Source organism: Mycobacterium sp. (assembly GCF_032159565.1).
Taxonomy (GTDB): Bacteria; Actinomycetota; Actinomycetes; order Mycobacteriales; family Mycobacteriaceae; genus Mycobacterium.
Genome location: NZ_JAVHWR010000191.1, coordinates 1 through 11,659 on the forward strand (window position 1 = coordinate 1; position 11,659 = coordinate 11,659).

13 protein-coding genes are annotated in these 11,659 nt (G+C 69.6%); 9 read left to right on the forward strand and 4 right to left on the reverse strand.

Annotated elements, in window-relative coordinates; translation table 11 throughout:
- Positions 1 to 721: GlnX family signal transduction membrane protein (locus tag QOC76_RS25865; protein WP_526361831.1), on the reverse strand; the 721-nt coding region annotated here is incomplete at its 3' end.
- A 146-nt stretch (positions 722 to 867) separates the two neighbouring features.
- Between QOC76_RS25865 and QOC76_RS25870 the strand changes: the two genes are divergently transcribed.
- Positions 868 to 1,374, forward strand: coding sequence for an NUDIX hydrolase (locus tag QOC76_RS25870; protein WP_526361833.1), 507 nt, complete (start codon positions 868 to 870; stop codon positions 1,372 to 1,374).
- Here the strand turns inward: QOC76_RS25870 and thiE are convergent.
- The gene (thiE, locus tag QOC76_RS25875) at positions 1,358 to 2,017 is read right to left on the reverse strand and encodes a thiamine phosphate synthase (protein WP_526361855.1); all 660 of its coding nucleotides are present in this window, start codon (positions 2,015 to 2,017) and stop codon (positions 1,358 to 1,360) included. The genes QOC76_RS25870 and thiE overlap by 17 nt on opposite strands.
- A 142-nt stretch (positions 2,018 to 2,159) precedes the next feature.
- On the opposite strand from thiE, the gene thiO reads away from it, so the two are divergent.
- The 8 genes from thiO to QOC76_RS25915 all read left to right on the forward strand — a co-directional run bounded on the left by thiO (position 2,160) and on the right by QOC76_RS25915 (position 9,624).
- Positions 2,160 to 3,188, forward strand: a complete 1,029-nt coding sequence (thiO, locus tag QOC76_RS25880; RefSeq protein ID WP_526361835.1) for a glycine oxidase ThiO — start codon at positions 2,160 to 2,162, stop codon at positions 3,186 to 3,188.
- Entirely contained in the window at positions 3,185 to 3,382 is a 198-nt protein-coding gene (gene thiS, locus QOC76_RS25885) for a sulfur carrier protein ThiS (RefSeq protein WP_526361837.1), read from the forward strand. Before thiO ends, thiS begins: the two co-directional genes overlap by 4 nt.
- On the forward strand, positions 3,375 to 4,133 hold the full coding sequence (locus QOC76_RS25890) for a thiazole synthase (protein WP_526361839.1): 759 nt from the start codon (positions 3,375 to 3,377) through the stop codon (positions 4,131 to 4,133). The genes thiS and QOC76_RS25890 overlap by 8 nt, the downstream gene beginning before the upstream one ends.
- Positions 4,130 to 4,924: an SGNH/GDSL hydrolase family protein gene (locus QOC76_RS25895; RefSeq protein ID WP_526361841.1), complete on the forward strand. Its 795-nt coding sequence runs from the start codon at positions 4,130 to 4,132 to the stop codon at positions 4,922 to 4,924. Before QOC76_RS25890 ends, QOC76_RS25895 begins: the two co-directional genes overlap by 4 nt.
- A gap of 13 nt (positions 4,925 to 4,937) precedes the next feature.
- Positions 4,938 to 5,840: an ATP-binding cassette domain-containing protein gene (locus QOC76_RS25900; protein ID WP_526361843.1), complete on the forward strand. Its 903-nt coding sequence runs from the start codon at positions 4,938 to 4,940 to the stop codon at positions 5,838 to 5,840.
- On the forward strand, positions 5,837 to 6,556 hold the full coding sequence (locus QOC76_RS25905) for an ABC transporter permease (protein ID WP_526361845.1): 720 nt from the start codon (positions 5,837 to 5,839) through the stop codon (positions 6,554 to 6,556). Before QOC76_RS25900 ends, QOC76_RS25905 begins: the two co-directional genes overlap by 4 nt.
- A gap of 18 nt (positions 6,557 to 6,574) precedes the next feature.
- The gene (locus QOC76_RS25910; protein ID WP_526361847.1) at positions 6,575 to 8,092 is read left to right on the forward strand and encodes a M28 family metallopeptidase; all 1,518 of its coding nucleotides are present in this window, start codon (positions 6,575 to 6,577) and stop codon (positions 8,090 to 8,092) included.
- Between the two features lie 101 nt (positions 8,093 to 8,193).
- On the forward strand, positions 8,194 to 9,624 hold the full coding sequence (locus QOC76_RS25915; RefSeq protein ID WP_526361849.1) for a M28 family peptidase: 1,431 nt from the start codon (positions 8,194 to 8,196) through the stop codon (positions 9,622 to 9,624).
- Here QOC76_RS25915 and QOC76_RS25920 read toward each other — a convergent pair.
- The gene (locus QOC76_RS25920; protein ID WP_526361851.1) at positions 9,590 to 10,747 is read right to left on the reverse strand and encodes an aromatic ring-hydroxylating oxygenase subunit alpha; all 1,158 of its coding nucleotides are present in this window, start codon (positions 10,745 to 10,747) and stop codon (positions 9,590 to 9,592) included. The genes QOC76_RS25915 and QOC76_RS25920 overlap by 35 nt on opposite strands.
- A 19-nt stretch (positions 10,748 to 10,766) precedes the next feature.
- On the reverse strand, positions 10,767 to 11,659 hold an 893-nt coding region (locus tag QOC76_RS25925; RefSeq protein WP_526361853.1), incomplete at its 5' end, for a xanthine dehydrogenase family protein molybdopterin-binding subunit.

An 11,659-nucleotide genomic window follows, 5' to 3' on the forward strand; every position in this document is an offset into this window, starting at 1 on the left:
CGATGAACCCGATGTTGACGCGGCGGCGGGTGCGCCGGGCCAGCCAGCGGTTCGCGAACGCGCCGAACAACAGCGTCGCCAGCACCACCAGGATGACCGGCGCCGGGATGCGGGTGGACGCCGTCGTCTCCTTGTCAACCCGCGCCGAGGTCTCCTCGTAGAGCCGTTGCGCGTCGGGCAGGATCGTCTGCTGCATCAACGACGACGCCTCCGACAGGTACGACGAACCGACCGGATTGCCGGCACGGTTGTTGGTCCGCGCCGTCTCGACCAATCCGGTGTACACCGCGAGATTGGCGTTGATCCGGCCCAGCAGCCGGATCAGGGGCTCGTCGGTTAGCCCGCTGGACGCCCTGGTGACGGCGACTGCGGCGTCGGTGATCGCCTGCTCGTAGCGTTGCCGGACATCGCGCGGTTCGGCGCCCGCGATGAAGGCCGTCGCCGCGGCTGCGTCGGCGACCGACAGTTTGGTGTACAGCTGGCCGGCAGCGAACGCCAGCGGCTCGGTGTGTTCGAGGACCGTGGTCAGCGCCTGCTGGCGGCCGTTGACGGTGGTCGAGGTGGCGAACGCGCTTGCGATCACGAGAGCGGACAACACGACGCCGATGGTCAGGATTCGGCCGGGAGTTGTCCAGAGGAACCACCACCGCGGATGCGCGGGGGCAGTCGGCGACCGCGACGCAAGTGGCTCGGTCGACGGGTGCGCCAACTCCACAGTCACCGGTGCGCGGACCTCATCTATCCTCTGTGCTCTCCGCTTACTTTTCCGACGTTCTCGGACTCTATAAAAGAATTCTAAGAGTTAATCCTGTGACGTGTGGGCATTCGGTGTCCACCGGTCAGTCGAGTGTTCCCTAAGCTGATCGAGTGCGCGGCGATGGCGACGGCTGGGTGGTGTCGGAAACCGGCGCGGCTTACTGGGGCAGGCACGGCGCGGCGGGACTTCTTCTTCGCGCGCCACGCGACGACGGCTCGGCCGCGGTCCTGCTGCAACATCGCGCGCCGTGGAGCCATCAGGGCGGCACCTGGGGACTGCCCGGCGGGGCGCGCGACAGCCACGAGACCGTCGAAGAGGCCGCGGTTCGCGAGGCCAACGAGGAAGCCGGCCTGACAGCCGACCGGCTGGTCGTGCGCACGACCGTCGTCACCGCTGAAATCTCTGGGCCGAGCGGACCCCACTGGACCTACACGACGGTGATCGCCGACGCGCCCGAACAACTCCAGACGGTGCCCAATCGCGAAAGCGCCGAACTGCGCTGGGTGGCCGAGGACGACGTCGCCGCACTGCCGCTGCATCCCGGCTTCGCCGCCAGTTGGGCGAAGCTGCGCGCCGTCGCCGCGTCGATTCCGCTGCTGGTCAACGGGAGTTCGTGAGCAGCTTCTTGAGCCGGGCGGCCGCCGCCTGCGGATCCTCTGCCGCGGTGATCGCCCGGACCACGACGACGCGGCGCGCGCCCGCGTCGAGCACCTCCGGCAGTCGCTGTTCATCGATGCCGCCGATTGCGAACCAGGGCTTGACCGTGCCCGACTCGGCGACCGTCCGCACCAGCGGCAGCCCGGGCGCGGCGCGACCCGGCTTCGTCGGCGTCGGCCAGCACGGCCCGACGCAGAAGTAGTCCACCGGTTCGGCCACCGCGGCGGCGGCCTGGTCGCGGTCGTGGGTGGAGCGGCCGATCAGCGGCCGCGGCCCGACGATGTCACGGGCGATCGCCAGCGGCAGGTCGTCCTGCCCGAGATGCAGCACATCGGCGTTCGCCGCACGGGCGATGTCGGCCCGGTCGTTGACGGCGAGCAAGGCGTTGTGCCTGCGCGCGGCGTCGGCGAGCACCTCGAGCGCGGCCAGCTCGTCGCGGGCCTCAAGCGGTCCGAGTCGCTGCTCACCGGGTGAGCCCTTGTCGCGCAGCTGGATGATGTCCACCCCGCCGGCCAGCGCCGCCTCGGCGAATGCGGCCAGATCGCCGCGCTCGCGCCGGGCGTCGGTGCACAGATACAGGGACGCCGAAGCCGGCCGAGCCAGTTCATCTCGGGGATGGTGCACATCCGCGAGAGTAATGTGGGGCGTCAACACGGGAGTCCAGGGATCGTGGACTGAGAGTGGGCACTGTCGAACCGCCCTTACCGTCGTACCTGATCCGGGTCATGCCGGCGAAGGGAGGGAAATGTCCAAGGGAACACTGGCAGTCGTCGGCGGCGGCGTCATCGGCCTGTCGGTAGCGCGCCGCGCCGCGCTCGACGGCTGGTCCGTCTGCGTGCACCGCGGCGACGAGCCGGGCGCGTCGTGGGTGGCGGGCGGCATGCTGGCACCGCACAGTGAGGGCTGGCCGCGCGAGGAGCCGCTGCTGCGCCTCGGGCTGGCCTCGCTGGCGCTGTGGCACGGCGATTTCATGACCGGTCTGCCGGACAGTGTCATCACGGCGCGCGAATCGCTTGTGGTTGCCGTCGACCGTGCCGATGTCGCCGATCTCAAGACGGTCGGCGAGTGGCTGGCGGCGCAGGGGTATCCGGTGAACGTCACGTCCACCGCCCGCGATGTCGAACCGCTTCTCGCGCAGGGGATCCGGCACGGCTTCCTGGCCGGGACGGAACTGGCCGTGGACAACAGGGCAGTCATCCATGCGCTCGCCGCGCACTGCGAACGGCTCGGTGTCGGGTGGGCGCCCGCGGTGAGCGACCTCGCGACGCTGGACGCCGACGTGCGGGTGATCGCCAACGGGATCGACGCGCCTTCGCTGTGGCCCGGTCTGCCGATCCGCCCGGTCAAGGGTGAAGTGCTGCGGCTGCGGTGGCGCAGGGGTTGTATGCCGGTGCCGCGAAGGGTGATTCGTGCCAGGATCCACGGACGCCAGGTCTATCTGGTGCCGCGGCAGGAGGGCGTGGTGGTCGGCGCCACCCAGTACGAGCACGGTCGTGACACCGCACCCGCGGTGACCGGTGTGCGCGAACTGCTCGACGATGCCTGCGCGGTCATGCCTGCGCTCGGTGAGTACGAGCTGGCCGAATGCGCGGCGGGCCTGCGCCCGATGACACCCGATAACCTGCCCATCGTCGGCCGCCTCGACTACCGCACCCTGGTGGCGGCGGGCCACGGACGGTCCGGCTTCCTGCTTGCGCCGTGGACCGCGGAGGCGATCGCGGCTGAACTCAACGGCGTTCCGCTTGCGGACGCCGAACTGTTGGAGGTTCGATGAAAGTGATCGTCAACGACGAGGCCGTCGAGGTGGACGACCAAACCACCGTCGCGGGCCTGCTCGAGCGACTCGGCTTCCCGGAGAAGGGTATTGCGGTCGCGGTGGATTGGACGGTGCTGCCGAGGTCGAACTGGCAGACCACGTTGACCGACGGTGCGCGGCTGGAAGTGGTGACGGCGGTGCAGGGTGGCTGAGCAGAAATTGACTATTGCGGGCCGGGAGTTCGGCTCGCGGCTGATCCTCGGCACCGGCGGTGCGGCCAACCTCGCCGTGCTGGAGGAGGCGCTCGTCGCGTCGGGCACCGAGTTGACGACGGTCGCGATGCGCCGGGTGGACGCCGCCGGCGGCACCGGAGTGCTCGGCCTGCTCAACCGGCTGAACATCACACCGCTGCCCAACACCGCCGGATGCCGCGGGGCCGCCGAAGCCGTGATGACCGCGCAGTTGGCTCGCGAGGCGCTGCGGACCGACTGGGTCAAGCTCGAGGTCATCGCCGACGAGCGCACGCTGCTGCCCGATGCCGTCGAGTTGATCCGCGCTGCAGAACAACTGGTGGACGACGGGTTCGTGGTGCTGCCGTACACGAACGACGACCCGGTGCTGGCGCGGCGGCTGGAGGACACGGGCTGCGCGGCGGTGATGCCGCTGGGTTCGCCGATCGGCACCGGCCTCGGCATCGCCAACCCGCACAACATCGAGATGATCGTCGAGCAGGCGGGCGTGCCGGTCATCCTCGACGCGGGCATCGGCACCGCGAGCGACGCGGCGCAGGCCATGGAACTGGGCTGTGCCGCAGTGCTTCTCGCCACCGCCGTGACCAGGGCCGCCGACCCGCCACTGATGGCCGCCGCGATGGCCGCCGCGGTGACCGCGGGCCACCTCGCGCGTCAGGCGGGCCGGATCCCGAAGCGGTTCTGGGCGCAGCCGTCCAGCCCGCCGGTATGACGGGAAGGTACGTCGCGCTGGGCAGTTCGATGGCTGCGGGTCCCGGCATCTCGCCTCGTGACAAGGATGCGCCGCTGCGGGCCGGTCGCTCGGCCGCCAACTATCCGCACCTGGTGGCGCAGCGGCTCGGCCTCCACCTCGTCGATGTGACGTATTCCGGCGCCACCACCGCGCACGTGCTGACCGATCGGCAGGACAGCGCGCCACCGCAGATCGAGGCGCTCGACGGCTCGGAGGAGCTGGTCACCATCACGATCGGCGGCAACGACGTCGGCTACATCCCGCTGTTGGTGGCCGCGGGCCTGCCTCGCGCGGCGCGCTCGCTGCCGCTGGTGGGCGGCGTGCTCGAGGAGATGCTCGACCCGACCGCCCGCGATCGTGCACTGGTGCAGGCCGGCGAGTCGCTGAAGAAGGTCGGGCGGACCGTCCGGGCGCGGGCACCGCGAGCGCGGGTGCTGTTCGTCGACTACCTCACCGTGTTGCCGCCCGCCGGCGGCGATGCCTCGCCGCTGTCCGGGGCGGACGCGGCCCTCGGCAGGCGCGTCGCCGCCACCCTCGAGCGACTGACGTCGGAAGCCGCGGCCGAGACGGGATGCGAACTGGAACGGGCATCCGATGCCAGCCGCGAGCATCACGCATGGTCGGCACAAGCGTGGACGACGAAGCCGTCGAGGTTCGGTGTGCCGTGGCCCGGCCGTCCCGCACCGGCGCACCCCAACGCGGCGGGCATGCGCGCGGTGGCCGCGCTGGTCATCGAGAGCTTCGACGGGCTCACAACCCGGCGTCCGTGACAGGATGGGCGTGATGATCGAATTGGCAGGGCTCACCAAGGTTTTTGGCCGAACCCGCGCAGTGGACGATCTGACCTGCTCCATCGAGCCCGGCGTGGTGACCGGGTTCCTCGGCCCCAACGGCGCAGGCAAGACCACGACGATGCGGATGATTCTCGGCCTCGACCATCCGACGTCGGGCACCGCCACGATCGACGGCAAGCCATACCGCGAGCTCGCTGACCCCTTGCGGCACGTGGGCGCGGTGCTGGACGCCAAGCAGTGCCATCCCAACCGTTCGGTGCGTGCGCATCTGCGCTGGGTCGCGGCGACACACCGGCTGCCTGCCATTCGGGTCGACGAGGTGCTCGACATGGTCGGGCTGTCCACGGTCGCGGGTAAGAAGGCGGGCACGTTGTCGCTCGGCATGAGCCAGCGGCTCGGCATCGCGGCCGCCCTGCTGGGTGATCCGCAGGTGCTGCTGTTCGACGAGCCGGTCAACGGCCTGGACCCCGAGGGCATCCGGTGGGTGCGCACGCTGATGCGCACGCTCGCCGGCGAGGGCCGCACCGTTTTCGTGTCGAGCCATCTGCTCGCCGAGATGTCCAACACCGCCGACCGGTTGGTGGTGATCGGGCGCGGCAGGCTGATCGCGTCGACGACGGTCACCGAGTTCGTCGGCCGCGCCGACAGCGTCCGGGTGCGCAGCCCGCAGCTGGACACGCTGCGGCAGGTGCTCTCGCAGGCGGGTGTCGAGGTCGACGACGACGAGGCGGCCACGGCGCTGCTGGTGCGCGGCGCGGCCAGCGAGGTGGTCGGCGACCTGGCCGCGCGCAACGGAATAACCTTGCACGAGTTGACCTCCCAGCAGGTGTCGCTGGAGGACGCATACATGAAGCTAACCGACGAAGCGGTGCAGTACCGGGCGGCGACATGAGTGCGGTGGCGGTGCTGAACGCCGAACGCATCAAGCTGTCGACCACCCGCTCGGCGCTGTGGTCGGCGGTCGTGGTGGCGGTGCTGAGCCTCGGGCTGGCCGCCCTTGCGGCGTCGACCGCCTACGGTCCCGGCCCGGTGCCGCCGGACAAGGCGGCAATGGGTGTCGCCGTCTTCGGGGTGCCGGTGCTGATGATCCTGTCGGCGCTGACAGTCACCAACGAGTATCGCAGCGCAATGATCCGCACCACGTTCATGGCCGTGCCGAACCGAACGCTGGTTCTGGCGGCGAAAGCGATTGTCGCGGCGCTGTTCTCGGGTGTCTACGCCGCGGTGATGGTGATGGCCGCCATTGTGGTGGCGCACTCGGATCCCCGAAACTGGCGTCTGGTCGGTGCGATCGCGCTGTACGCGATGCTCGCGGCGGTGCTCGGCGTCGGCGTCGGCGCATTGGTGCGGGCCTCCGCGGGCGCGGTGGCTCTCCTGCTGCTGTGGCCGCTGGTCGCCGAGCCGCTGCTGGGCAACATGCCCAACATCAGTTCGCAGATCGGCCCCTACCTGCCGTTCGCGAATGCGTTCACGTTCGTCGGCGTGCAGTGGCTCTATCCGGTCTACGCCATGCCGTGGGGCCAAGTGGGGTCGATCCTGTACTTCGCGGCCGCGGTGGTGGTCGTGTTCGTCGCGGCGCTCATCACTGTGAACCGACGTGACGCTTGAGCCGCTAACGTGGGGGCAATGGGTCGCAAATCGCGCGGGGTGTCCGCTGTGCTCGCCGCGGTCGTCGTGGTGGCTGCGTTCGGCGGCTGCGGAAGCAAGCCCGCGAAGGAGGCCGACACTCCGCCGTCCTCGCCCGCGGCGTCCGGCGCGGCGACCGAATACGCAGCGACGCTGGGCGACGAGGTCAAAGCCGACGCGATGATGGCGCACCTGACGAAGCTGCAGGAGATCGCCGACGCCCACGACGGAAACCGCGCGCTGGGCAGCGCCGGCTACGACGCCAGCGTCGACTATGTCGTCAAGACGCTGCGCGACAAGGGTTTCGACGTGCAGACGCCCGTGTTCGAGGTGCGCCTGCCCTTTGCCGAGGACCCACAGCTCACCGTCGGCGGCGCGACGATCGCGGCCAAGGCGCTCGAGTACACCATCGGCACGGCCGACCAAGGCGTCTCGGGGCCGCTGGTTGCCGCCCGCGTCGAAGATTCGCCGGGCTGCACCGCAGCGGACTACGACGGGCTGCCGGTTGCGGGCGCGATCGTGCTGGTGGACCGCGGCACCTGCCAGTTCTCGCAGAAGCAGTCCGTGGCGGCCGAGCGCGGTGCGGTCGCACTGATCGTCGCCAACAACGAGGACGGCGACGAGATGGGCGGCACCCTGGGTGAGAAAACCAACGCGAAAATCCCGGCCATCAGCGTCACCAAGGAGTCGGGGGAGCGGCTGCGCGGCGCACCGGGTGAGTCGACGCTGAAGCTCAAGGCCGGCATCCGCGTCGAGAAGACCCGCAACGTGATCGCCCAGACCAAGACCGGCTCGACCGAGAACGTGGTGATGGCCGGCGCCCACCTGGACAGCGTGCCGGAGGGTCCCGGCATCAACGACAACGGTTCCGGGGTGGCCGCGGTCCTGGAGACCGCTCTGCAGCTGGGTCCATCGCCTGCGGTGCAGAACGCGGTGCGGTTCGGCTTCTGGGGAGGCGAGGAACTCGGGCTGAAGGGTTCGAACAACTACGTCGAGTCGCTGAATGTCGACCAGCTCAAGGACATCGCGCTGTACCTGAACTTCGACATGCTGGGCTCGCCCAACCCCGGCTACCTCACCTACGACGGTGATCAGTCGGTGCCGCCGAACCCCAGGGAGCCCAACGCGCGCGTGCCCGAGGGGTCGGCGGGCATCGAGCGCAACTTCGTCGTCTACCTCAAGGATGCGGGCGAGACGGCGCAGGACACCGGATTCGACGGCCGCTCCGACTACGACGGGTTCACCCTGGCGGGCGTTCCCGCGGGCGGCCTGTTCTCCGGCGCCGAGGAGAAGATGACGCGCGAACAGGCCGGATTGTGGGGCGGCAAGGCCGACGAGCCGTTCGACCCGAACTATCACAAGAAGACCGACACCCTCGACCACATCGATCGTAAGGCGTTGCAGATCAACGGTTCCGGCGTCGGTTACGTCGTCGGTCTCTACGCGCAGGATCAGCGCGGCCGAAACGGGGTGCCGGTTCGCGACGACCGCACCCGGCACGTACTCGCGAAGTCATGACGGCAAGGCCGTCGGAGCCGCGCCGGCGGCGACATCAGGCTTTGGAGCCGCGGCGGCGGCGACATCAGGCTTTGGAGCCGCGGCGGCGGCGACATCAGGCTATGGCGGGCGCGGTCGTCGTCGCGATGCTGCTCGGCGGCTGCTCGTCGGCCCCGCAGCCGTCGCGGAACCTGGCCCGCGAGCTGGCCGACAAAATCGGCGTCGACGGGATGTACGTACACCTGCGCAAGCTCCAGGAGATCGCCGACGCCAACAACCGGTCCCGTGCGGACGGCACCCCAGGTTTCGACGCCACGGTCGACTACGTCGCTCAAACGCTGCGGGACAAAGGTTTTGACGTTCAGACGCCCGAGTATGAACGCCTCGGCGTGGCGTCGCCGGGAATGCCGACGCTGACCGCATCGGGCCGCGACTACCCCGTCGACCAGGCGTCGCTGCTGACTCCGACCCCGAGGGGCGGATTGAGGGCCGTCACGCAGCGTCCCCAGAAGCCCGCGGGCTGCACCGCCGCGGACTACGGAACGGCGAGGATGGCCAACGCCATCGCAGTCGTCGACGACACGGGATGCTCGATCGTCGACAAGCAGAACACCGCCGTCGCCGAGGGCGCACTTGGGCTTCTCGTCGTGAGCGACGCGGGACGGCGGGGGTTGTTCCCGCCGGGCTACTACCGGGCGCTGACGGTGCCGGTCGCGGTGATCGATGCAGGCGCCGATGCGGCGCTGCGGCGAACCAGTGCGACGGTGCTCCTGACGCTCGACGCCAAGGCGGCCATGGTGAAGTCACGAAACGTGCTGGCGCAGACCAAGACCGGTGACCCCCGCAATGTGGTGATGGCGGGCGCGCATCTGGACTCGGTCGCCGGTAGCCCTGGCATCAATGACGACGGCACCGGCGTGGCGGCGCTGTTGGAGACGGCCGCGGCGCTGGGCCCGCGGCCGCAGATCGCCAACGCCGTGCGGTTCGGTTTCTGGGGCGCCGAGGAGGCCGTGCTGGCAGGGTCGACGAAGTATGTCCAGAGCCTCAACGGTGACCAGCTCAGCGACATCGCGCTCTACCTCAACTTCGACATGCTGGGCTCGCCGAATGCCGGTTTCTTCACATACGACGGCGACCAGTCAGGCCAGGCGAACCCAGATGTCCCGGCGAACACCGTGCCCGTCGGCTCGGCGGGCATCGAGCGCACCATGGCCGGCTACCTGAACCTGGCCGGGATCCGGCCCGCCGATCTGCCGCTGGGCAAGGCGAGCGACTACAGCCCGTTCCTCGACGCGGGCGTGCCGATCGGTGGCACGACCACCGGTGTGGCGCAGCGCAAGACGGAGCTGCAGGCGCGGTTGTGGGGCGGCGTCGCGGGCGTTGCGTTCGACCGGAATTACCACCTGCCCGGCGATTCCGTCGACAGCGTCAACCGCGACGCGCTGGCCGTTACGGGCCCCGCTGTGGCGTTCGCGGTCGGCACCTACGCCCAGTCGATCGAGGGCGTCAACGGGGTTCCTACCCGCGAGCAGCGCCGCCGGCATACGCCTTAGCGACCCGGCTGACGAACTGATACACGCCGTCCTCGTCGGGGGCGAGCGGCCCCGGCCTCGCGTGCGGCGACGTGAGACCGCGCTGCACCGACTCGCACGCGGCCCAGTCCTGACGGTTGGTGAGGTCCCAGAAGTCGATGGCATACGACGGGTCGAAGCCCGGTTTCTCGGCGACCTCCGGTGGGAACGCCCATGCGCATTCGACGTGGGTGCGGTCGACGGCCAGCGGCGTCATGAGGTGGGTCATCACGTAGTCGGGGTGCAGGCTGACCAACAGGTTCGGGTAGCCGACGACATACATCACCGAGCGCAGTTCGTGCTCGGACAGACCCTGGATGGCGACACCGCCGCTGGCGCCGGACAGCGACATCGTCTCGGCGCCTTCGATGATCGACATCCAGCCGCCCATCCACGACCCCTCGGTGTCCAGGTTCTCGCCACTGGTCGGCGGGCTGATCCGGGACAGCTCCGGGTGAATCGTCGAGCAGTGGTAGCACTCCTGGTAGTTCTCGGCGATGACCTTCCAGTTGGTCGCCAACTCGTAGGAGTGCCGGTCCACCACCGTCAGATCCTCGGGCCGATACGGCGCGACGACGTCCTCCCAGCCGGCCACGTGTGCGGAGAACTCGGCGTCCTCGCCGCTCGGATCGACGAACAGCCAGCCGTGCCAGTTCACCAGCCGCAGCTCGGCAAGCCCGAACTCGCCTGCGTCGAAACCGTCGACGTCCTTGAAGCCGGGCGCGTTGCGCACGCTGCCGTCCAGCCGGTACGACCAGGAGTGGTACGGGCAGACGATGCTGCGGCCCCGCGTGGTCTGGTTGCACGCCAGCAGTTCGTGGCCGCGGTGGCGGCAGGTGTTGGCGAACGCGCGCACGGTGTCCTCGCCCCGCACCAGCAGCACCGCGTTGGCGCCGCTGCCGACCGCCTTCTGGGCTCCGACGGTGGCCAGGTCGGAGGCGTGGCCGACGCAGGTCCAGCCGGAGAAGATGTGCCGTTGCTCCCAGTCGAAGACCGCGGGGTCGACGTAGGCCTCGCGGGGCAGCATTCGCGACTGGCCGAACGGGGCCATCGACGCGGCGACGCCGTCGGCGGGAAGCGGGGCCGGAGAATGCTGTTTGAACATACAGTCAGACTAGTCCACCCTAGAGCAGTTTTTCCAGCGTGATCGGCAGGTCGGTGACGCGCTTGCCGGTCGCATTGAACACCGCGTTCGCGATCGCCGCGGGCACACCGACGATCACCAGCTCACCGAGCCCCTTGACGCCGATCGGGTCGGCGATCTTGTCCTCGGCGGGCAGGAACGCCGCGTCGAGGGCGGGCACGTCGGCATTGACCGGCACCAGGTAGTCGGACATGTTGGCGTTGACGATCCGCCCGTCGCGGTAGTCGAGGTGGGTGCCCTCCAGCAGCGCCATCCCGATACCGCCGACCATGCCGCCGATCGCCTGGCTGTGGGCCAGCATCGGGTTGATGATCCGGCCGGCGTCGTAGCATGCGTAGACGCGCCGGATGCGGACCGTGCCGAGCAGTTCGTCGACCGCGACCTCGGCGAAGACCGCGCCGTATGCGGACATCGAGAACTGCCGATCGGCATCGTCGGGGGTCCACGTTTGTTCGGAGTCAAGGCTTTTCCACCCTCGACGGCGCAGCAGGTCCTGATAGGTCTCACCGCGGCCGGGATCTGCGGTGCGGAATATCCGGCCGTCGGCGACCGATACCGCATCGGGCGCGGCGCCGTTGAGCGGGGAGCCGGGATCCACGATGGCGGTGCGGACGAATCGGTCGCGCAGCATGTTGGCGGCGGTGAACACCGCCGAGCCGACGCTGGCCATCGTCCTCGAGCCCGAGTGTGACGGTGCAGGCGGAAAATTGCTGTCGCCGAGCGCGAATCGCACCCTGGTGATCGGCAAACCGAGTGCGTCCGCGGCCACCTGCGTCATCGACGTGTAGGTGCCCGGCCCCATGTCGCTGGTGCCGCTCTGCACTTCCGCGGTGCCGTCGGCGTTGATCCGGGCCAGCGCGGCGCACTCACTGC